This window comes from Nonomuraea sp. NPDC050451, from assembly GCF_044458585.1.
Genome location: NZ_JBITHZ010000001.1, coordinates 363,456 through 384,709 on the forward strand (window position 1 = coordinate 363,456; position 21,254 = coordinate 384,709).

The following is a 21,254-nucleotide window of genomic DNA, read 5'->3' on the forward strand; positions in this document are numbered from 1 at the left end:
ACGTCGAGGATCCTTGTGGTTCGAGGATCTGGGAGTGAGGGATCTCGCCACCGGATCCTCGGAACACGGACGCGATCTGTGCCGCCCGACGCGGCGCGTACGCGGGTGACCAGAATGCTCGACACCGTTCGGAGCGTTCGCGCTGAGCACGTGCAACTCATGCTCAGTCCTTAGGAGACGGTAGGCCTAGTGCGCCTTCCAGCTGGGCGTTGCGGAAGGTTGTGCCGGTGAGTTGGGCGCCGGTGAAGTCGGCCTCGCGGAGGTCGGCGCCGGTGAAGTCCGCTGTGCGGAGGTCTGCGTTGGTGAAGTGGGCTTGCGACAGGGCGGCGTTCTTGAAGTCGGCCGTGCGGAGGTTCGCGTTGGTGAAGTGGGCCTGGGGCAGGGTGGCGTCCGTGAAGTTGATGCCGCGCAGGTCCATGCCGGACAGGTCGGTGGAGCGGAGGGCGACGCCGTCGGCGGCCACGGGGCCGGTGGAGAGGGGGCCGCGGTCGGACTTGCGGTCGCGGCGGCCGAGCACGGTCAGGGCGGCCTCGACGGTCAGGTGGGGGCGGGGGGTCGCCTGACCGCGGGCCCGGTCCTGCAGGTACGCGGCGATGCTCACGGTCACCTTCCAGGCGAAGGACGACGGGGCGTCGTGGGCGACGTCCTCCAGCTCGTACAGGCCCTGGACGCGGGCGCTGGAGTCGCTGGACCTGAGGTCCTTCAGCGCCTGGTCGTAGCGGGCCTGAAGCTGCTTCTCGGTCTCGAGCGAGACGGTCTGGGAGCTGAAGTAGAACGTGCCGATCAGGCCGGCCAGGGAGAGCGGGGCGGCGACGAGCGAGCCGACCTGCATGAGCATCGTCCGGGTGGCGTTCACCGCCTCGGCCCGCTGGTCCGGCGGGAGCGCTTTGACATCCGAGGTCATGTGGCGGGTGACGGGGCCGAGCAGCGCCCCGATGGCCACGACAGAGCCCGCGACCACTACCCCCAGCACGATCATCAGAAATGTCATGTTGCGCCTCTTCCGCTAATATGGCCCGGCGTCCAAAGGATTGGCCGGGCCATATTAGCGGCGAGGTAATGACTATTTCGTTGGTTGATCGTCGTGTTGGGATATGACCGTTTAGTCGGTGGTTTCGCGCCACCTGTTGGTGATGGGGAGGCGGCGGTCGCGGCCGAAGTTCTTCGGGGTGATCTTGGGGCCGGGCGGATACTGGCGGCGCTTGTACTCGGCCAGGTCGACCAGCCTGATGATCCTCGTGACCAGCTCCGGATCGTGGCCGGCCGCGATGAGCTCCTTCGAGCCCATGTCCTTCTCCACGTAATCGTCCAGCAGGCGGTCGAGGATTTCGTACGGCGGAAGGGAATCCGTGTCGCGCTGGTCGGGGCGGAGTTCGGCGCTGGGTTCCTTGCTGATGGAATTTTCCGGAATGGGAGTTTTCGCGTCGAGCAGGAATTGCGGCAGCGAATTGGCGTTGCGCCACCTCGACAGTTCCCACACCATCGTCTTCGGGACGTCCTTGATGGGGGCGAAGCCGCCGGCCGAGTCGCCGTAAAGGGTCGAGTAGCCCGTCGCCAGCTCGCTCTTGTTGCCGGTCGTCAGGACCAGGTGGCCGTGCTGGTTGGACAGGCCCATGAGGATCATGCCGCGCACCCTCGCCTGGAGGTTCTCGGCCGCCAGGCCCGAGAGCTCGATCTCCTTCTCGAAGGAGTTGACGATGTCGGCGATCGGGGCGATCCGGGAGTTGATGCCCTGCCTGCGGACCAGCTCCTCGGCGTCGGCCAGGGAGTGGTCCGACGAGTAGCGCGAGGGCATGAGCACCACGTTGACGCGCGACGGGCCGATGGCGTCGGAGGCGATGGTGGCGGTCAGGGCCGAGTCGATGCCGCCGGACAGGCCCAGGATGACCGACTGGAAGCCGTTCTTGGCCACGTAGTCCCGCACCGCCAGGACCAGGGCCGCGTACACCTCCCCGTGCAGGTCCAGGTGCTCCGCGAGCGTCGCGGGCGCCGGTTCGTACGGCTCCACGGGGTCCGAGGAGAGCACCATGCGCTCGACGGTGATGGTGGAGCCGTCGCCCGCGTCGTACGGGAAGAAGCCCGGCTCGGCGTCCGAGACCGGCAGCTCCAGGTCGACGGTCAGCAGCTCCTCCCGGAACTGGGCCGCCCGCGCCACCAGCTCACCCGAGGCGTCCACCACGATCGAGTCGCCGTCGAAGACCAGCTCGTCCTGGCCGCCGACCTGGTTGACGTAGACGAGGGCGCAGCCCGCCTCGCGTGCCCGGCGCGCGCACAGCTCGAGGCGTACGTCGTCCTTCTCCTTCTCGTACGGCGAGGCGTTCGGCGAGATCAGCAGCCCGGCGCCCGCCTGGCCCACGACGGCCACGGGGCCGCCCTCCTGCCAGAGGTCCTCGCACACCGCGATCGCCACGTCCACGCCGTGCAGCCGGAAGATCGGCAGCCGGTCGCCACGCACGAAGTAGCGGTATTCGTCGAACACCCCGTAATTGGGCAGGTGGTGCTTGGCCGTACGGGTCACCACCTCGCCCTTGTGGAGCAGCGCGGCCGCGTCCAGCGGGGCACCCTTCGGCTGGCCGACCCGGGGCGCCAGTCCGGCGCGGTCGACGTAGCCGACCACCACCGGCAGGTCGCCCAGGCCTTCCCGCTCCAGCCTGCGCGCCACCTCCTCCAGGGTCCGGATGCTGGCGTCCACGAAGGACGTACGCAGCACCAGGTCCTCCACGGGATAGCCGGTGAGGGACATCTCGGTGAAGACGACGAGATGGGCTCCACGGTCGGCGGCGTCGCGGGTCCACGCGATCAGCCGCTCGGCGTTGCCGTCAAGGTCGCCGACGGTCGGGTTCGTCTGGGCCAGGGCGATACGCAGTTGTGCCACGTCGCCAAGCCTAGTACGGCGTGATTTTTATCGTCAAAGCGACGAAAAGGATGTCTTTTCTCCGGGTGTAACAAAACCTGACTCATACGCGGCCATAACCAGCTGTGCGCGGTCGAACAGCCCGAGATGCTCCAAGAGTGACTTGACCATGATGCCCACCTCCTCCTCGGGCAACGAGAGCGTCTGGCCGATCTGGCGGTTCGTCAGGCCGCGGGCGACGAGTTTCAGCACGTCGAGCTGGGAGTCGGCGAGCCCGGCCAGTGCCGGGGGAGAGTCGGGGTCGACGCGTCCCGCGAACCCCGCGATCAGCCGGGTGGTGATCGTCGGGTCGATGAGCGCGTCCCCGGCGGAGGCGGCCCTGATCGCGGCCAGGAACTGCTCGGGAGCCGACGTTTTCAGGATGAATCCGCTCACTCCCGCCCGCAACGCCGCATAAAGGTTCTCGTCGCTGCCGAACGTGGTCATCATGATCACCTTCGGCGGCCGGTTTTCGGACAGGATCCGGCGGGCGGCGGCCAGGCCGTCCAGATGGGGCATCTGGATGTCGAGCAGCACCACGTCGGGGCCGGTCTCGGCCACGAGCGCGATCGCCTCCTCGCCGTTGGTCGCCTCGCCGACCATCGTCACCCCGGGCTCGGCGTCCAGCATCGCCCGTACACCCGCCCGTACGAGCGCCTGGTCGTCGGCCACCACCACCCGCAACGGCGCGGTGTCGGACACCTCCGCCGGAACCTGCAGAACCTCCTCGGCGGCCGGGGACTCCAGGCGCTGGGCCAGCATGTCGGCCTCCAGACGCTGCAGCCCCGCCGACAGGTCGAGGCCCAGCTCGTCCCGCCACACCGAGCGTGCCCTGCGCAGCGCCGCCAGCGCGTCGCCCTGGCGGCCGAGCCCGTAGAGGGCCGTGGCGAGCAGCCGCCACGCCTCCTCCCGCAGCGGGTACGCCGACGCGTGCGCCTCCAGGTCGGCCACCAGCGACGTCGCCCGGCCCAGCGCGAGACCGGCCCCGGCCCGGCGCTCGACGGCGATCAGGCGCAGCTCCTCCAGCCTGCCCGCCTCCGTGGCGGCCCAGCTCAGCTCGCCGAACTCGGCCAGCGCGGGCCCCCGCCACAGCCCCAGCGCCGTGTCCATGGCCGCCCACACCCGGCCCGGGTCGCCTTCCGACTTCACCAGGGCCTCGAACCGCCACGCGTCCACCTGCTCGGTCCCGGCCCGCAGGGCGTATCCGGGCGGAGCGGAGACCAGCACCCGGGCCTCCTCGCGGGGGGCGCGATCGGGTTCGAGGGCGCGGCGCAGGCGGGAGACGTACCCCTGGATGGTGGACAGGGCCTGCGCGGGCGGCGCGCCCGGCCAGAGCTCGTCGATGAGGGTGTTCACGGGCACGGCGCGGCCGCCGGCGACGAGCAGGCGCGCGAGCACCGCCCGCTGCCGCTGGCCGCCGAGATCGAGAGGGACGCCGTCGGCCCAAGCCTGGAACGGTCCCAGCGCGGTGAATGTCAGCATGTCAGGCGTAACTGTAGAGGGAGACGGTTCTTGGGTATATGGCGAATTCTCCCAAGGTACGTGTCTCCCGCCACGCGAGACGCCACCCGCGACGCCCGGGCGACGCCGTCAGCGGCGTCTGATCGCGGGTCCGAGCAGCAGCATGCCCGCCGCCGACAGCACCCCAACCCCGCCGATCGTGAACCACAGGGCCTGCGAGCCGATCTCCAGCAGCGACCCGCCGATCAGCGGCGCCAGCACCGCCGCCAGCGACCACGAGAACCCGAACAGCCCCGAATACCGCCCCCGCAGCTCGGCCGGCGCCAGCGTGGCCACGACCGCGCCCGGGATGCCCGCCGTGATGACCTCGCCCGCCGTCCACACCACGATCGTCACCACCAGCCCCAAGGTGGTCTCGACGAACGCCGTCATCGCGAACCCGAGCGCCATCACCGACAGTCCAAGGGCGAACATTCGGGCGGGGTCCCGTCGTCCCAGCCACCCCGACACCAGGGGCTGCACGATGACGATCAGGATCCCGTTCAGGGCCATGGCCACCCCGAACTCCCCGGCCGACAGCCCCACGACCTTCGTCATCGCCACCGGCAGCATGGTGAACGTCTGCGAGTAGACCAGCGCGTTCCCCAGCGCCACCAGCGTGAACCCGAGCATCACCCGGTCCCGCAGCACCACGCCGAACCCGCCCGCGGACTCCCGGGCCGCCGGCCTGGTCTCGGGGACGGCCCGCCACACCAGCACGGCGAAGACCACGCTGGACAGCGCGTCGATCCAGAACAACCAGAGGAACCCGAGGCTCGCCAGCCAGCCCCCGGCCGTCACGCCGACCGCGTACCCGAGGTTGATCCCCCAGAACAGCAGCCCGTAGGCCCGGGGCCGCTCCTCGGGCGAGACCAGGTCCGCGACGAGGGCGGCCGAGGCGGGCCGGTAGACGTCCATCACCAGGCCGAGCACGAGCATCGAGGCCACGATCGCCGGCAGCGAGGAGCTGTAGCCGAGCGCCAGCATGGTCGCGGCCGTGGCCAGCATCCCGCCCGACAGCGTGGCCCGGCGCCCGATCCGGTCGGTGAGCACCCCCGCGACCAGCTGCGACAGCAGCGAGCCCACCCCGAACACGCCCATCAACAGGCCCGCCGCCGCCACCGACAGGCCGCGGCTCTGCGTCAGGTAGACGCCGGTGAAGGGTATGACCATGGTGCCCAGGCGGTTCACCACCGTGCCGCCCCAAAGGGCCCAGAACGGGCGGGGCAGCCCGCCGATCTGGGACCGGAAAAACGACCTTCGCTCAAGAGTTGTGCTCGACACGCGACAAAGCCTGATATGCCGGGTTTGTAGGGGCCAACGATTTAGTGCAGGCTAAAAGCATGCCTATCGACTGGATGCTGAAGCCGGAGGACGTCGCCCGGATCCGGTTCGCGTTCTCGCCGATGTGGGAGCTGGTCGCCAGCCTGCGCACCCTTCAGGGGCCGTCCAGGCAGTCGATCCACCTGCCCTGGCTCAAGGCCGTGCGCCCCCGCCTGGCGCGGCTCGACCTGGCCGAGCTGTTCGCGCTCGTGCCCCCGACCGGCTACATGGCCGACTTCATCACGCCGCCGCCCGACACGCCGATGCCGGAGTTCGCCGCCGAGTTGGAGCGGGTCAGGAGCGCGGATCCCGGGCAGGCCCGCGCGGAGGCGGCGAAGATCGTGGGGACCGACCGGGCCGTGCTGGAGCGGTTCATGGCCGACCCCGAGGCGGGCGTGGCCAGGGTCGCCGCCACGCTGGAGGTGTACTGGGAGGCGTGCTTCGCGGAGTTCTGGCCCCGCGTGTACGGGCTGCTGGAACGCGACGTGCTGCGCCGGTCACGGCAGCTCGCCCAGGGCGGGGCGCGCGAGCTGTTCGCCGCGCTCGATCCGGCCGTGGTGTGGACGGGGGAGCGGCTGCTCATCGACCGGCCGTGGTGCGAGGCGGGCGGCCTGCACGGCGACGGGCTGGTGCTGGTGCCCAGCGCGTTCTGGGGGCCGGCGGCCGTGGCGGTGATGACGGCGCCGTACCAGTCGATGCTGGTCTACCCCGTGCTCGGCGTCGGCACGCTGTGGGAGCAGGGCCCGCCGCCCGCGCCCGGCGCGCTCGCCGCGCTCATCGGCAGGAGCCGGGCGCAGATCCTGCTCGCCCTCGCCGAGCCCGCCACGACCTCGGCGCTGGCCACGCGCATGGCGCTCACGCCCGGCGCGGTCAGCCAGCACCTCGGGGTGCTCAGCGGCGGCGGGCTCACGGTGGGGATGCGGGTCGGCAAGCAGGTCGTCTACCGCCGCACCCCCACGGGCGACACGCTGGCGGGTCACGCGTAGCGCTTGGACTCCAGCAGCCAGTCGAGGTGGGCGCGCGGCGCCGCCAGGTACGCGCAGGCGACCTTGCTGACGTCCCTCGCCTCCTTCGGCTCCAGATCCTCCAGCGGTAGCCGCCTGGCGGCCTTGTGCATGTCCTGGCAGCGCGCGGCGATCCGGTCGAGCACCCAGGCCGTCGCCTCGCGCTCGCCCAGCCCCAGCTGGCGCATCGCGAGCACCACGAAGTTGTGCACGTCGCCGCGCTCCTTCGGCCGGGAGGCCACGTCGTTGCACCACGCCGTGACGTCGCTGCACGCGCTCACCAGCTGCTGCCACGGCTCGCACTCGTGCACCCACACGGGCACCTCGACCCGCAGGCACGGCTCGACCAGGTCATAGAGGTACGGCCCCACGGTGCCCCTGCGCAGCGCCGGGTATTCCTCCAGCGTCGGCATCCGGCCCGCCGCCCGGTTGTCGGCCTCGGTACGGCACGCGTCGTGCTGGCGCCGCAACCCGACCGCGAACCTGGCCCGCCACCGGTCGCTCATCCGCGCGCTCGTCACCCGCCACAGGTCCGCGAACGCCGCCTCCAGCGGATGCCGGGCCGCGCCCCTCAGCATGCCCTCGAAGATGTCCAGCGGGCACGAGCCCTCGTCGAGCTCGTCGTCCAGGTGGAACAGCCACGTCAGCCACTGCGCGAACAGCGCCGCCGCGGCCGCGTCGAACTCGGCGAACGCCCGGCCCGCCATCCGGTGGTAGCCCACGCCCGGGGCGGCCCGCAGGCCGGTCCTCCTGGCCCAGTCGATGACCGCGGCCTCGATCGCGTACACGGCCGGGTGCATCCGGCACGGGGCCGCCATCGCGGGCACCCGCTCGGTGAGCGGCAGCAGCGCCATCGCCGCCGAGCCGCCCCTGCGCGGCAGCGGCAGCACCGAGGTCAGGGCCGAACGCAGCGCGGTACGCACCGTCGCGAACACGGTGGTGCTCCCGGTGGCGTTCACGGTGTTCTTCTCAGTGCTCTTGGCAGCGGTCTTCACGCCGGTCCTCACGCCGACCTTCACAGCGGGCCGAAGAGCCAGTTGCCCGCGGCGTTGGGGTCGGTGCCGCGGTAGTAGTCGGAGGCGGCCAGGACCAGCTCGTCCACGGTGAGCACGCCCCTGCCCGAGCGGTCGAGGCGGTCGAAGGCCGCGTCGACGTCGTCGTACGCCACCCCGAACGCGCTCAGCATCGTGCGGAACTCGCCCGGGCCGATCTCGCCGTCTCCGTCGCCGTCGCACAGTTCGGCGACCGCCACGGTCGCCGGCCTGAACACCGTGTCGTACTGGTCGCCCGTGACGAACGCCGCCACCATCCCGGCGCGGAAGTCCGGGCGCGCGATCCTGAAGTCGATGTCGCGCTCGAGCGCCTTCGACAGGGCCGACCAGATCTCGTCGAAGCCGTCGACGAGGCTGGCCCCGGTGACCGAGGTGGGGGACTCCCCGAAGCCCACCAGGATGCGGGCGCCCAGACCCAGCAGGTCCTCCCGCTCGACGACGCCGTTGCCGCCCGCGTCGATGTGGTCGAATGCCCGATCTAGCTTGTGATTGAGCAGGTCGATAGCCACCAATGCCTCCCCCGAGACTGACTGCGTGATCACAGTAAGCTCGGGGCGGGGCCTTTGTCAGCGAGGCTCGCACCGGCACCCCCCGTAACGTGTGCGAAACACGGGCGCGGCATGCTGGTAGCTGGACCTGTACTGACAGATAGAGGGGACGCCGTGGACCGCCAGCAGGAGTTCGTGCTCCGCACGCTCGAGGAACGCGACATCCGGTTCATCCGGCTGTGGTTCACTGACGTGCTCGGTTTCCTCAAGTCAGTGGCCATCGCGCCGGCCGAGCTCGAGGGCGCGTTCGCCGAGGGCATAGGTTTCGACGGCTCGGCCATCGAGGGTTTCGCGCGTGTCTACGAGTCCGACATGCTCGCCAAGCCCGACCCGGCCACCTTCCAGATTCTGCCCTGGCGCAGCGAGACGCCGGGCGCGGGCCGCATCTTCTGCGACATCCTGATGCCGGACGGCTCGCCGTCGCACGCCGACCCGCGCTGGGTGCTCAAGCGCACGCTCGCCAAGTGCGCCGACATGGGCTTCACCTTCTACACCCACCCGGAGATCGAGTTCTTCCTGCTGAAGAACCGCCCGGAGGCCGGCGAGCGGCCCGAGCCGATCGACTCCGGCGGCTACTTCGACCACACGCCGCACAGCGCGGGCCACGACTTCAGGCGCCAGGCGGTGCTGATGCTGGAGTCGATGGGCATCTCGGTCGAGTTCAGCCACCACGAGGGCGCCCCCGGCCAGCAGGAGATCGACCTGCGCTACGCCGACGCGCTGACCACGGCCGACAACATCATGACCTTCCGCCTGGTCATGAAGGAGGTCGCCCTGGAGCAGGGCATCTGGGCCTCCTTCATGCCCAAGCCGTTCACCGAGTACCCCGGCTCCGGCATGCACACCCACATGTCGCTGTTCGAGGGCGACAGGAACGCCTTCTACGAGGCCGGGTCCGAATACCGGCTGTCCAAGATCGGCCGTTCGTTCATCGCCGGGCTGCTCAAGCACGCCGCCGAGATCACCGCCATCACCAACCAGTGGGTCAACTCCTACAAGCGGCTCTGGGGCGGCGCCGAGGCCATCGCGGGGCAGGGCGGCGAGGCGCCCTCCTACGTGTGCTGGGGCCACAACAACCGCTCCGCCCTGGTCCGGGTGCCGATGTACAAGCCGCACAAGGGCGGCTCGACGCGGATCGAGTTCAGGTCGCTCGACTCGGCGTGCAACCCGTACCTCGCCTTCGCGCTGATCCTGGCCGCGGGCCTGAAGGGCATCGAGGAGAGCTACGAGCTGCCCGCCGCCGCCGAGGACAACGTGTGGACGCTGACCAGCGCCGAGCGGCGGGCCCTCGGCATCCAGCCGCTGCCCGGCTCCCTCAACGACGCGATCGCCGTGATGGAGCAGAGCGAGCTGGTGGCCGAGACGCTCGGGGAGCACGTCTTCGACTTCTTCCTGCGCAACAAGCGCGCGGAGTGGCGCGAATACCGGCGGCACGTCACCGAGTTCGAGCTCGGCCGCTACCTGCCGGTGCTCTAGACGCTTCCCTGAAACTCGCGGACCTCGATGGGCAGCAGGGCCACCGCCCCGGCCAGCTTGCGGGCCCATTCCAGGGCCGCGTCCAGGTCGGGCGCCTTGATGATCGTGAAACCGCCGACGTGCTCCTTGCCCTCCACGTAGGGGCCGTCGGTGGTGAGCGGTTCGCCGTCGCGCATCCGCACCACGCGGGCGTGGTCGGGTGACTGGAGCGCGCCCGAGAAGACCCAGGCGCCCGCGTCCCGCATCTCCTGTTCGACGGCGCCGATGTCGCGCATGATCGGGTCCAGGATCTCGGGCGGGGGCGGGGGGCCGTCGGGCTGCTGCATGCTGAGCACGTACTGCTTCATGTGACTTTCCTTTCTGTCACCTCTCACACGAACGCGGCGCGGCCATATCGACACCCGGCGCGCGGAATTTTCATCGTGTGGGCGTCGGCGTCCGGTCGAACACGATCTCCTGGAGCAGCCCGGCCTCGGCCCGGTCGACGATGAACGCGCCCGCGGCGGGCGCGGGATCGCCGGACCTCACCCTGGCCGACAGGCTCTCCCACCTGCGCTGATGGCGCGCGAACGTCCTGGGCGCGACCACCCGGCCCCTGGCCACCTGCCCCGCCAGCGCCTCCTCCGGCGGCGCGTCGAGCAGGAGCAGGTGGAAGCTCGCCCGGTGGCTGCGGGCCAGCCAGGCGAAACCCCGCAGCACGTACGGCGCACAGCCCCGGTTGTGCGCGACGACCGAGTGGCCCAGGGCCAGGGCGCGGCGGACGCGGCTCAGGTGGGTGACGAAGACCACGGCGCGGCGTAGCGGACCGGGGGCCCATCCGAGCCGCTCGTGCCAGTGCCGCTTGGACTGGTAGGAGTCGATCACCACGACCGTGCCGACGGTGACGGGCAGGCTCTCCGCGCCGTCCAGGCCGTACAGGCGCCGCAGCAGCGTGGTCTTCCCCGCGCCCGGCAGCCCCGTCAAGATGACCAGCGACCCCGGCGGAAACCGCAACCTCGCCTGCTGCACAGACCCACCCCCGCTTCTCTCGTGTTGCTTACAGCTTCTCCGAGGTTGGCCCCGGGCGCGCGCTCCGGATCGGCGGTTTGGTCACGGGGCAAGGGAAACCCGGGATAAGGTAAAGGGAACGCCTTGATCGGCCTCACTTCAGGGGAAGCCCGGAGTGGGGCCGATTTTCGTTGCTTCTGACCTCCGAGTCACGTGCCGGCGATGTGCCGCGCATAGCCTCTCGGCGGGCGGGAAGTTTCGGGCCCCTTCGAGGCGTTATGTGATGGTGCCGATCAGCCTCAGGACCCCCGAGATCTGGCGAAACCGGGCGTCCAGTAAAATCGGCCTGCTTCTATTGACATTTCTGGACTTGTCGCCGTATGTGGCGATATTGGAGGGTGTGGCATGACGACGTCTGCCCTGCAGGCAGTGCTGACGGTTCCCGAGCGCTTCCGGGGCCCGGCGGGGGTCGCCAACGGCGGCTGGATCGCGGGCACCATGGCGGAGGCGCTGAACGGGGGTCGATCAGCGGTCGAGGTCACGTTGCATGCGCCGACCCCCTTGCGAACCGAGTTGCGCCTGGAGCACGTCGCCAACTCCGTTTCCCTCTATGACGGCGACAAGCTGCTGGTCGAGGCCATCCCCGTGGCCGAGGACCTGGAGGGCCCGGGGTTCGTGCCGTTCAACGACGCCGCCCGCGCCGAGGCGGGGTTCGTGGGCCTGAAGGCGCACCCGTTCGCCGAGTGCTTCGCCTGCGGGCTGCGCGAGCCCGGTGACGGCCTGCGCATCTTCCCCGGCCCGGTGGAGGGCACGGACCTGGTGGCCGCCGGCTGGCGGGTGCCGTTCACGGTGACGGGCGAGGACGGCGTGCCCGCCTCGATCGTGGGCGCCGTGCTCGACTGCATCACCGGCTGGGCCCACTTCGGCCCGGGCGAGAGCGCGCTGCTCGGCCGCCTGGCCGTGCAGATCCACCGCCCGGTCCACCCCGGCGGCCGCTACTCCGTCGTGGCCCGCCCGACCGGCCGCGACGGCCGCAAGATGTTCGGCCAGAGCGCCATCTACGAGGCGGACGGCACCCTGGTCGCCGCCGCTCGCGCCACCTGGATCGCTCCACGCTGACCAGCGGTCCCGGCGATCTCGGAGAACGGCCCCTGAGCACGGCTCGGGGGCCGTTCCGCGTCCACGGCCGACGCCTTGTCAGGACGGGGTGGTGAGGTGGGCGACGACGGACGAGACGCAAGGGTCGTCGAACAGGATCGTGTAGTGGTTGCAGTCCGGGATCACCTCGTCCCGCAGCCCCGGGAGGCGGGCGGCCCAGGGGAGGGCCAGGTCGTCGGGCAGCATGCCGACGTCCTGGTTGAGCAGGCCGCGTGGCGCCCTGAGGAGGGAGAGCGGGGACGTGATGGCGGTCAGGGCGGCGGCGATGGCGTCCGACTCCAGGCGCAGCCAGCGCCCGTCCTGCAGCACCGCCTCCGGCGCCACACGCGACCTGAGCGCTCCGTCCGGCCCCGTCAGGTCATAGCGGACATACGCCTCGACATCGGCGTTCCAGTGGCCGACGAAGGCCGGATGCGCCTTGAAGAATTCGACGTAGGCGTCCGCGGTGGGGAACGTCTGGCGCAGCCGGGCGAGCGCCGGTCCGAGCGTGGCCTCCATCGCCTCGTCGGCGTCCACCCCCTCGGGCAGCGGGGGAAAGGGCAGGCCGCCGTCCACCAGCACGACCCGCGCGAAGTCCCGCTCCGCGGCGGCCAGGGCGGCCACGTACGCGCCCATCGAGTGTCCCGTCAGCACCGCGTCAGGGCCCGCTCCCACGTGGTCGGCGACGCGCAGCACGTCCTCGGCGTGCCTCGGCAGCCCGTACGGCCCGGGCAGCGAGGCGCTGTGCCCCCGGCCGCGCAGGTCCATGGCGACCATCGACCACTCCTCGGGCAGCCGCCGCGCCACCGCGCCCCAGGCCATCAGGGAGGCCGTGATCCCATGGACCGCGATGATCGTGCGCGGTCCCGTGCCGAACCTGGCGATCCGCAGACCGCCGACATCGTCCAACTCGAAGCTCATGGTCGGAGCTTAGGCATCCGGGCGATCCGCGCGCAGGGGGGCGGTGTGGGTGATTGTTGTGATATTCCGGATAATCCCCTGATATGCGTATCACCGTTGTTCAGCACGAGGACGAGGCAGGGCTCGGATACCTCGGTGACTGGCTGGGGCTCCCCTGTGACGTCGTCCGGCCGTACCTCGGCGAGGAGATCCCCGCGCGCCCGGCGGACGGGCTGATCGTGCTCGGCGGTGCGGCGGCCGCCTGGGAGGACGAGCGGAGCCCCTGGCAGCCCGCCACCCGCGACCTGCTGCGCCGGGCCGTGGAGGAGGGCACGCCCACGCTGGCCATCTGCCTGGGGGCGCAGCTGCTGACCATGGCCTGCGGCGGCACCGTGGAGCGGGGGACGAACGGGCTCGAAGTGGGCGCCTGTGAGGTCGTCGCGCTGCCCGCGGCCGCCGATGACCGGCTGCTGGCGGGGGTCGGGACGGCCGTGGCCGTCCAGTACCACCAGGACGCGATAACGCGGCTGCCCGACGGCGCGGTGCCGCTGATGACCGGGGCGCAGTATCCGAACCAGGCCTACCGGCTCGGCGAGGTCGCGTGGGCGATCCAGTTCCACCCCGAGGCCACGCCGGAGATCTTCACGTCCTGGACCGACGGGTCGGGGCTGGAGGCGGCCGAGGAGCTCAACGCCGGGATCAAGACCGCCGAGAGCGCGCTCGTGGCCACCTGGCGGCCGGTGGCGGAGGCGTTCACGGAGGTGGTCAGGACCGGAGGCCGCGCCTGATCCTCTGGAACGCCGCGGTGACGCGGGGCCGGGTCAGGGCATGGGCCGCGGCGTGGACGCCGGCCAGCACGACCGGGAGCGCGGCCAGGCCCGCCCAGCCCGACGCCCCCGCCCGTACCGGCACCCCTTCGGCCCGCAGCCGCCGCCAGGCCCACACCGAGAACGGGATGACCACCACAGGGGCGGTCACCGCCCCGGGCGTGTACCCCCGCGTCACCGCCGCCTGGGCCAGGTGCATCACCCCGTGCGCCCCGAACCCCAGCAGCGCCGCTTGGAACACCGGGCTCCGCCCGCCCGTACGCGCCCCCAGCGCCGAAGCCCCCGCCATCACCCCGCCCATGAGCCCGATGGCCACGTTCACGTGCCGCTGGGAGACCTCGAGCCGCTCCCACGGCACCCACGGCAGCCGCTCCTCCAGCCGGGGCCGGGCCGAACGCGCCCAGCCCGCCATGGTCGCCAGCTCCTCCACGTCGTGCACCGCCCATGCGGCCAGCAGGCCCCACGTGACGGTAGAGGGAACCATCGCCGATCGCCTCCCAAGAATGCAACGCAACGTTGCGTTTCTATGCTGCCGCGAAAGTCCTGTCAAGATGGAGGGGTGCCCAGGATCGAATCCACCGCCGCGCGGCTCGCCAAGCTCGGCTTCGCCGACGGCGCCAGGGCCGCCCAGCTCGTCCGGCAGGCCGGAGCCGAAGTGGACGAGCTCCTGGAGTTCCTGGTGGACGTGGCCGACCCCGACCAGGCGCTGGTCTCGCTGACCCGCCTGGCCGAGCGCGAGCCCGCCGTGCTCGACGTCCTGCGCCGCGACGAGGGGCTGCGCACGAGGCTCCTGGCCGTCCTGGGCGTCAGCGCCGCACTCGGCGACCACCTGGTGCGCCACCCCGGCCAGGTCGCGCTCCTGGCCGCGCCGCTGCCGGGCGACGCGCGGGCCGAGCTGCTGAAGGCGGTCGGCGCGCAGCCGGGGGAGGCCGCCACCGCGGAGCGCCCGCTGGAGGCGCTGCGCGTGGCCTACCGGGGCCGGCTGCTGCACCTGGCCGCCCGCGACCTCACGGGAGAGGCCACGCTGGCCGAGGTCATGGCGGAGCTGTCCGACCTCGCGGGCGCCGCGCTGGAGGCCGGGCTGGCCATCGCCCGGGCCGAGGTCGACGACGGAGAGGTACGCCTGGCGGTCATCGGCATGGGCAAATGCGGCGCCAGGGAGCTCAACTACATCAGCGACGTCGACGTGATCTTCGTGGCCGAGCCGCGCGAGGGCGCCGACGAGACCAAGGCGCTGCGCACCGCGACCCGGCTGGCCCAGGCCATGATGCGGGCCTGCTCCGTCACCACGTCCGAGGGCTCGCTGTGGGAGGTGGACGCGGGCCTGCGGCCGGAGGGCAGATCGGGCCCGCTGGTGCGCACGCTCGGCAGCCACCTGGCCTACTACCGGCGCTGGGCCAAGACGTGGGAGTTCCAGGCACTGCTCAAGGCCCGGCCGGTCGCGGGCGACATGGAGCTCGGCTCGGCCTACGTCGAGGCGGTCAACGATCTCGTGTGGGCGGCGGCCACGCGTGAGCGCTTCGTCGAGGACGTGCAGGCCATGCGCCGCCGGGTCGAGGCGCACGTGCGCGCCGAGGGGGACCGCCAGCTCAAGCTGGGGCCGGGCGGGCTGCGCGACATCGAGTTCGCGGTGCAGCTGCTCCAGCTCGTCCACGGCAGGCTCGACCCGCTGCTGCGCCGCAGGGCCACGCTGCCCGCGCTGGCGGCGCTGTCCCGGGGCGGCTACGTCGGCCGCGACGACTCGCGCGGGCTGGCGGAGGCGTACTCGTTCCTGCGCCAGATCGAGCACCTCCTGCAGCTCCACCGGCTGCGGCGCACCCACATCGTGCCCTCGGACGAGTCCGACCTGCGCAGGCTGGGCCGCGCGCTCGGCATGCAGCCCGACCCGGTGAAGGAGTTCACGGCGCGGTGGCGCCGGCACGCCATGGAGGCGCGGCGGCTGCACGAGAAGCTGTTCTACCGGCCGCTGCTCCAGGCCGTGTCGCGGCTGCAGGAGTCGGAGGCGCGGCTGTCGACCGCGGCGGCCAAGGCCAGGCTCGAGGCGCTCGGCTACGTCGATCCCACCGGCGCTCTGCACCACATCGCCGCCCTCACCGCGGGCGTGTCCAGGCGGGCGTCCATCCAGCGCACGCTGCTGCCCGTCATGCTGGGGTGGTTCGCCGACACGCCCGACCCGGACGCGGCGCTGCTCGGGTTCCGGCAGGTCAGCGACAAGCTGGGCAGCACACCCTGGTACCTGCGGCTGCTGCGCGACGAGACCGCGGTGGCCTCCAGGATGTCGCGCGTGCTCGGCACCAGCCGCTACGCGACCGGCCTGATCATGAACGCGCCCGAGGCGGTCGCGATGCTGGGCTCGGACGACGAGCTCGCCGTGCGCTCCCGGGAGTCGCTGGCCAACGAGGCCTCGGCGGCGGTCTCCAGGCACCAGGGCACCCCCGAGCCGGCCGTCGCGGCCGTGCGGGCGCTGCGGAGAAAAGAGCTGTTCCGGACGGCCGTGGCCGACATCTTCGGGCTCATCGACATCGAGACGGTCGGCAGCGCCCTGTCCTCCTTGACCGACGTGACCCTCCAGGCCACCCTCGACGTCGCCCTCGCCAAGGTCCCCCGCGTCACGAGGTTCGCCGTCATCGCCATGGGCCGGCTCGGCGGCATGGAGAGCTCCTACGCCAGCGACGCCGACGTCATGTTCGTGCACTCGCCGCTGCCGGGCGTGGCGGAGCGCGAGGCCACCGACGCCGCCTTCGCCGTGGCCAACGAGGTGCGCAGACTGCTCTCGCTGCCCGCCCCCGACCCGCCCCTGATCATCGACCCCGACCTGCGTCCCGAGGGGCGGCAGGGCCCGCTGGTGCGGACGATGGCCTCCTACCGCGCCTATTACGCGCGCTGGTCGTCGCCGTGGGAGTCGCAGGCGCTGCTGCGGGCCAGGTTCTCGGCGGGCGACGCGGAGCTGGGGCAGGAGTTCACCTCGATGGTCGACGAGCTGCGCTACCCGAAGGGCGGCCTGCACGACGACGCGGTCAGGGAGATCAGGCGGCTCAAGGCCCGCATGGAGGCCGAGCGCCTGCCGCGCGGCGCCGACCCCGGCCTGCACACCAAGCTGGGCCCCGGCGGGCTGTCCGACGTGGAGTGGGTGGCCCAGCTCCTGCAGCTGCGGTACGCGGGCACGCTCGGATCCCTGCGCACCCCCCGCACGCTCGAAGCCCTGCGCGCGGCCGTGGCAGAGGGCCTGCTCGCCCCGGCCGACGAGGCCGTGCTGGTCGAGGCGTGGCGCTTCGCCTCCCGCATCCGCGACGCGATCATGCTGGTCAAGGGCCGCCCGGGCGACAGCGTCCCGCGCGACTCGGGCGAGCGGAAGCTGATCGCCCAGACGCTCGGCTACCCGCCGGACGGCTCGGAGGACTTCCTCGACGACTACCGCCGCGTGACGCGCCGCGCACGACAAGTGATGGACCGAGTTTTCTACGGGGCTTGATCAGCGGCGCGTAGGGGTGTATCAAGGCCCGCGTGTTATCCGTTTATGTGGATTTGGCCCTGGGCCTGGTGGTGTCGTTCCTGCTGCTGTCGCTGCTGGTGAGCGGGCTCAACGAGGCGTTCGTGCGGATGCTCGCCATTCGCAGCAAGTTCCTGTGGGCCTACCTCAGGGACACGATGGACGGTTCCGACGCGCAGGGCAGGTCGTGGCTGCCCGCCAAGGTGCGTGACGTCTTCGCGGCGCTGCCCTTCATGCGCGATCCCCGGCCCAAGCACAGCGACCAGCCCTCGCCCCCCGAGCCGGGGGCGCTGCCCGCGCAGGAGAACAAGGCCGAGGACGCCATGGTCAACCTGCTCTACCAGCGGGTCCAGGAGATCGACCACCCGAAGAAAGGCCGCACCAGCATCGCGAACATCCCTCCCGCGCGCTTCGCGGTGGCCCTGATGGAGCTGGCCGCGGGGGAGCCGGACGGCGTCGAGGGCTTCCTGGAGAAGCTCAAGGCCATGCGCAGCCCGCTCTACGGCCACCTCAACGGCGTGTGGGAGACCGCGCAGCGCGACCTCGACCGGTTCAGGCAGGGGGTGGAGAGCTGGTTCGACGGGGAGATGCAGCGGCTGTCCATGCTCTACAAGCGCTACGTCAAGTGGGTCGTGGCCGTGCTCGGCGTGGTCGTGACGCTGGTGTTCACGATGGACGGGCTGGAGTACGCCAAGACGCTGCTGCGCGACAACGCCTTCCGCGCCTCGGTGACGGCGGTGGCGGGGGCGGGGCCGGACGCGTACAGCGAGCTCAAGGCACGCTGTACGGGCGGCGACCCGGTGCCGTGCGTCACCGAGACGCTCAGCCAGCCCGCGCTGGTCAAGATGCTCGACCATGCGCTGGTCAGCGTGTCGATCCCGGCGGAGGGCGACCCGTCCGTGCACTGGAACGGCGGCCTGTGGTGGCAGCGGATCACCACGCCCAGCCACTGGCCCGGCTTCCTGCTGACGTACGTGGCGCTGCTGTTCGGGGCGTCGTTCTGGTGGGACGTGCTGCGCCGCCTCACCGGGATCAAGAGCCGGCGCTGAGCCCGCCCCCGGCCGCCAGGGTGATCACGTCGGCCAGGGCCGCAGCAGCGGGTGGCGATCGCCAGGGCGCTGGCGATGCGGCCCAAGCTGATGGACGGAGGGGACGTCGGCGGGATGGCCGCGCACGGCCCTTCCCTCCGCCTCCCCTTCGGAGGGAAGGAACGTCGGTGGGAGGGTGGCGTACAGCCCCTCCCTTCCCCTAGGGACGCAGGGGACGCCGGCGGGGTGGTCGTGTACGGCCGCCTTCCCCTCCCCGAAGGACGGATGAGACGTCGGTGGGAGAGGCGCGGGCGGGCCTATCGTGGGTGGGATGGAGACCCAGCGTTTGATCATGCGCAGATGGCGCGACGAAGACCGGGAACCATTCGCCGCCATGAACGCCGACCCTCAGGTGATGGAGCACTTCCCCGCCCCGCTCACCCGCCCGGAGAGCGACCACTTCGTCAACAGGATCGAGGAGGAGTTCGACAAGCACGGCCACGGGCTGTGGGCGCTGGAGGTACGCGAGAGCGGCGAGTTCATCGGCTTCGCCGGCCTGATCTGGCAGACGTTCGACGCGCCGTTCCTGCCCGCGTGGGAGATCGGGTGGCGGCTGGCACGCCCCGCCTGGGGCCACGGGTACGCCACCGAGGCGGCCAGGCAGGCCCTCAGGTACGCGTTCGAGGAGGCCGGACTAGAGGAGATCATCTCCATGACGGCCAAGAGCAACACCCGCTCCCGGGCCGTGATGAAACGCCTGGGGATGTCCCACATGACCGACTTCGGCCACGCGCGGCTGGCGCCGGACCACCCCCTGTTCCCTCACGTGGCCTACCACATCAAGCGTCCGTAGGGGCGCTCATGGCGTAGAGGACGTCGCGCAGAGCGGGCTCGCGCCCCCGCAGCCAGACCAGCCGCAGCGCCAGCGCGGGCGCCTCGAGGCCGAGCCGCACCAGCGCGCCCGAGGCCAGGTCCGGCTCCAATGCGAAGTCCGGCAGCAGCGCGCTGCCGAGCCCCTGCCTGGCCCACTCGCGGGCGGTGGCGATGCTGGTCAGCTCCCTGCGCGGCACCTCCGCGCCGAACGCCCGGTCGGCGGCCAGCCGGATCGAGCAGCCCGGCGGGCTGACCAGCAGCGGCTCCCGGTCTCCGCCCGGCGCCGCGACCAGCGCCAGCCCGACCTCGCCCACGTCCAGGAAGTCGAGGTCGGGTGTCGCCGGCCCGGAGTCCGGGTCGTGCGGCACGGCGAACCCGAGCCCGCCGATCCGCAGGCCCGTGTCCAGCAGGAGCACCGCGTCCAGCTCGCCGCCCGCCACCCCGGCCAGCAGCGACTGCCTGGTGTGCGAGCGTACGTCCACGTCCAGGTCGGGACGGCGTTCCGACAGACGGCGGATCACGGCGGGCATCCTGGCCGCGGCGAGCATCTCCAGCGCGCCGATCCGCACCCTGCGCCGCTGCCCGGTGACGGCGCGGCGCACCTCGTCGGCGTGGTCGAGCAGCCCCTGCGCCCGCGCCAGCAGCGTGGCGCCCTGCTCGGTCAGCCGCATACCCTGGGGCGTGCGCTCGAAGAGCGCGACCCCGAGGCTCTGCTCCAGCCGGCGCACCTGCTCCGACACCGACGCGGGGGCGAGGCCGAGGCTGTTCGCCGCCCCGGTGACGGTGCCCGTCCCCGCCACCGCGACGAACCCCCGCAGCTGCCGCAAATCCATAGCCGCCAGCATACGGTTTTCCCGAACGCCCTCTGAGGCCGCGCCTGTTGAGGAGGGATGTGGCGTTTCAGCAGGGTGAGGCGCATGATGTTCGGATTCTCCCTCGCCTACTTTCTCGTGATCCTCGACACGACCGTGCTGACGATCGCGCTGCCCGATCTGCGGACCTCGCTCGGCGGTTCGCTGGCCGGGCAGCAGTGGGCGGTGAACGCGTACACGGTCGCCTTCGCCGCCTCGCTGCTCGTCGGGGGAGCGGTGGCCGACCGCTACGGCGCGGCCCGGATCTTCAAGGCCGGCGTGGTGGCGTTCGGCGCGATCTCGCTGCTGAGCGCCGCGGCGCCGCACCTGGGCGTGCTGGTCGGGCTGCGGGCCCTGCTGGGCTTGGCGGGCGCGCTCTGCACGGGCGGCTCGCTCGGCCTGCTCCCGCAGCTCTTCCCCGACCTGGCCGCCCGCGCCCGTGCCACCGGCCTGTGGGCGGCCATAACCGGCACCGCGCTCGCCGCCGGCCCGCTGCTCGGCGGGCTCCTGGTAGATCTGTACGGCTGGCGCGCCGTCTTCCTGCTCAACCCGCCCCTCGCCCTGATCAGCCTGCTGGTCATGCGCCGGGTCAGCTCGCCGCGCGGCCACCGCGAGATCGACTGGCGGGTCCAGGCGCTGGCCTGCGCGTTCCTGGGCCTGGTGGCGCAGGCCCTGATCGGCCCCTCGGTCCTGGCGGGCGTCGCGGCCATGGCCGTACTGGTCGCGCTGGTGCCGGTGGAGCGCCGCAGCCACGCCCCCGCGCTGCCCGGCGGCCTGCTCGCCGCCACCTGGCCCGAACTGCTCGCGGGCACGGTCGCCAACTTCGCCTTCTCCGGCGCCCTGTTCGTCCTCACCCTGCTGCTGCAGGACATCCGCCACCTGACTCCACTGGCCGCCGGGCTGGCCTTCCTGCCGCTCACCCTCCCCATGACCGTGAACCCGCTGCTCACCGGCCGCCTGGTGGCCCGCTACGGCCCGCGCCCGCCGATCCTGTGCGGTCTCGCCCTGCTCACGACCGGCCTGGCCGGCGTCGCCCTCACGGACACGATGGCGTTGTGGCTGGTGGTGATGGGGTTCGGGCTGTCGTTCGTGCTGCCCGCGCTGATGGCGGGCATGCTCAACAGCGCTCCGTCGGGGACGGCGGGCACGGCGGGCGGCGTCCTGAACGCGTTCCGCCAGGCCGGCGCGACCCTCGGCGTGGCGGTCATGGGCGTCATCGGCCGGCCCCTGCTGGCGGCGGCCGTCCTGACGGCCCTGACCTGCCTCTGCTACGCGGCCGGCGCCTGGCGCGCCCGCACGGCCGCCCTGACGTGACGATGCGAGTATCGTGATCGGCGCAGGGCCGGGGCTTTACATCGGGGATGG

Annotated in this window: 19 protein-coding genes; 8 read left to right on the forward strand and 11 right to left on the reverse strand. The window is 71.8% G+C overall.

Annotated features, from left to right (window positions below; all coding sequences use genetic code 11):
• Positions 1-163: 163 nt before the first annotated feature.
• From ACIBI9_RS01550 to ACIBI9_RS01565, 4 genes are all read right to left on the reverse strand, one after another.
• Positions 164-991 carry a pentapeptide repeat-containing protein gene (locus tag ACIBI9_RS01550; RefSeq protein ID WP_397219967.1) on the reverse strand — a complete coding sequence of 276 codons (828 nt, stop codon included), beginning with the start codon at positions 989-991 and terminating at the stop codon, positions 164-166.
• Positions 992-1,102: 111 nt separating this feature from the next.
• On the reverse strand, positions 1,103-2,875 hold the full coding sequence (locus tag ACIBI9_RS01555) for an NAD+ synthase (protein ID WP_397219968.1): 1,773 nt from the start codon (positions 2,873-2,875) through the stop codon (positions 1,103-1,105).
• Positions 2,876-2,908: 33 nt separating this feature from the next.
• The gene (locus tag ACIBI9_RS01560; RefSeq protein ID WP_397219969.1) at positions 2,909-4,375 is read right to left on the reverse strand and encodes a BTAD domain-containing putative transcriptional regulator; all 1,467 of its coding nucleotides are present in this window, start codon (positions 4,373-4,375) and stop codon (positions 2,909-2,911) included.
• Between the two features lie 108 nt (positions 4,376-4,483).
• Entirely contained in the window at positions 4,484-5,677 is a 1,194-nt protein-coding gene (locus tag ACIBI9_RS01565) for an MDR family MFS transporter (protein WP_397219970.1), read from the reverse strand.
• Between the two features lie 59 nt (positions 5,678-5,736).
• Between ACIBI9_RS01565 and ACIBI9_RS01570 the strand changes: the two genes are divergently transcribed.
• Positions 5,737-6,702: a DUF5937 family protein gene (locus ACIBI9_RS01570; protein WP_397219971.1), complete on the forward strand. Its 966-nt coding sequence runs from the start codon at positions 5,737-5,739 to the stop codon at positions 6,700-6,702.
• Here the strand turns inward: ACIBI9_RS01570 and ACIBI9_RS01575 are convergent.
• Both ACIBI9_RS01575 and ACIBI9_RS01580 read right to left on the reverse strand, forming a co-directional pair.
• The gene (locus ACIBI9_RS01575) at positions 6,693-7,727 is read right to left on the reverse strand and encodes a terpene synthase family protein (RefSeq protein WP_397219972.1); all 1,035 of its coding nucleotides are present in this window, start codon (positions 7,725-7,727) and stop codon (positions 6,693-6,695) included. The genes ACIBI9_RS01570 and ACIBI9_RS01575 overlap by 10 nt on opposite strands.
• Before the next feature lie 8 nt (positions 7,728-7,735).
• Positions 7,736-8,281, reverse strand: coding sequence for an EF-hand domain-containing protein (locus ACIBI9_RS01580; RefSeq protein ID WP_397219973.1), 546 nt, complete (start codon positions 8,279-8,281; stop codon positions 7,736-7,738).
• Positions 8,282-8,434: 153 nt separating this feature from the next.
• Between ACIBI9_RS01580 and glnA the strand changes: the two genes are divergently transcribed.
• The gene (gene glnA, locus ACIBI9_RS01585) at positions 8,435-9,796 is read left to right on the forward strand and encodes a type I glutamate--ammonia ligase (protein WP_397219974.1); all 1,362 of its coding nucleotides are present in this window, start codon (positions 8,435-8,437) and stop codon (positions 9,794-9,796) included.
• Here the strand turns inward: glnA and ACIBI9_RS01590 are convergent.
• Positions 9,793-10,143 carry a YciI family protein gene (locus tag ACIBI9_RS01590; RefSeq protein ID WP_397219975.1) on the reverse strand — a complete coding sequence of 117 codons (351 nt, stop codon included), beginning with the start codon at positions 10,141-10,143 and terminating at the stop codon, positions 9,793-9,795. The two genes, glnA and ACIBI9_RS01590, sit on opposite strands and share 4 nt — an antisense overlap.
• Positions 10,144-10,213: 70 nt before the next feature.
• Positions 10,214-10,789 (reverse strand): AAA family ATPase, encoded by a 576-nt coding sequence (locus tag ACIBI9_RS01595; protein ID WP_397219976.1) that lies wholly within the window; start codon positions 10,787-10,789, stop codon positions 10,214-10,216.
• 399 nt (positions 10,790-11,188) lie between these two features.
• Between ACIBI9_RS01595 and ACIBI9_RS01600 the strand changes: the two genes are divergently transcribed.
• Positions 11,189-11,902, forward strand: a complete 714-nt coding sequence (locus ACIBI9_RS01600) for a PaaI family thioesterase (RefSeq protein WP_397219977.1) — start codon at positions 11,189-11,191, stop codon at positions 11,900-11,902.
• Between the two features lie 78 nt (positions 11,903-11,980).
• Here the strand turns inward: ACIBI9_RS01600 and ACIBI9_RS01605 are convergent, their stop codons facing one another.
• Positions 11,981-12,841 (reverse strand): alpha/beta hydrolase, encoded by an 861-nt coding sequence (locus ACIBI9_RS01605; protein WP_397219978.1) that lies wholly within the window; start codon positions 12,839-12,841, stop codon positions 11,981-11,983.
• Between the two features lie 83 nt (positions 12,842-12,924).
• Here ACIBI9_RS01605 and ACIBI9_RS01610 point away from each other — a divergent pair, with 83 nt between their 5' ends.
• Complete coding sequence (locus tag ACIBI9_RS01610; protein ID WP_397219979.1) at positions 12,925-13,608, forward strand: type 1 glutamine amidotransferase; 684 nt, start codon at positions 12,925-12,927, stop codon at positions 13,606-13,608.
• On the opposite strand, the gene ACIBI9_RS01615 is transcribed toward ACIBI9_RS01610, so the two are convergent.
• Entirely contained in the window at positions 13,586-14,131 is a 546-nt protein-coding gene (locus ACIBI9_RS01615; protein ID WP_397219980.1) for an HXXEE domain-containing protein, read from the reverse strand. The genes ACIBI9_RS01610 and ACIBI9_RS01615 overlap by 23 nt on opposite strands.
• Before the next feature lie 75 nt (positions 14,132-14,206).
• On the opposite strand from ACIBI9_RS01615, the gene ACIBI9_RS01620 reads away from it, so the two are divergent.
• The 3 genes from ACIBI9_RS01620 to ACIBI9_RS01630 all read left to right on the forward strand — a co-directional run bounded on the left by ACIBI9_RS01620 (position 14,207) and on the right by ACIBI9_RS01630 (position 19,018).
• Positions 14,207-17,119, forward strand: a complete 2,913-nt coding sequence (locus ACIBI9_RS01620; protein ID WP_397219981.1) for a bifunctional [glutamine synthetase] adenylyltransferase/[glutamine synthetase]-adenylyl-L-tyrosine phosphorylase — start codon at positions 14,207-14,209, stop codon at positions 17,117-17,119.
• Positions 17,120-17,151: 32 nt separating this feature from the next.
• Positions 17,152-18,186: a hypothetical protein gene (locus ACIBI9_RS01625; protein WP_397219982.1), complete on the forward strand. Its 1,035-nt coding sequence runs from the start codon at positions 17,152-17,154 to the stop codon at positions 18,184-18,186.
• A 310-nt stretch (positions 18,187-18,496) separates the two neighbouring features.
• Positions 18,497-19,018, forward strand: coding sequence for a GNAT family N-acetyltransferase (locus tag ACIBI9_RS01630; protein ID WP_397219983.1), 522 nt, complete (start codon positions 18,497-18,499; stop codon positions 19,016-19,018).
• On the opposite strand, the gene ACIBI9_RS01635 is transcribed toward ACIBI9_RS01630, so the two are convergent.
• Entirely contained in the window at positions 19,005-19,871 is an 867-nt protein-coding gene (locus ACIBI9_RS01635) for a LysR family transcriptional regulator (RefSeq protein WP_397219984.1), read from the reverse strand. The genes ACIBI9_RS01630 and ACIBI9_RS01635 overlap by 14 nt on opposite strands.
• Before the next feature lie 84 nt (positions 19,872-19,955).
• Here ACIBI9_RS01635 and ACIBI9_RS01640 point away from each other — a divergent pair, with 84 nt between their 5' ends.
• A complete protein-coding gene (locus ACIBI9_RS01640; protein WP_397219985.1) occupies positions 19,956-21,203 on the forward strand; it encodes an MFS transporter in 1,248 nt (415 codons plus the stop codon).
• Positions 21,204-21,254 lie beyond the last annotated feature (51 nt).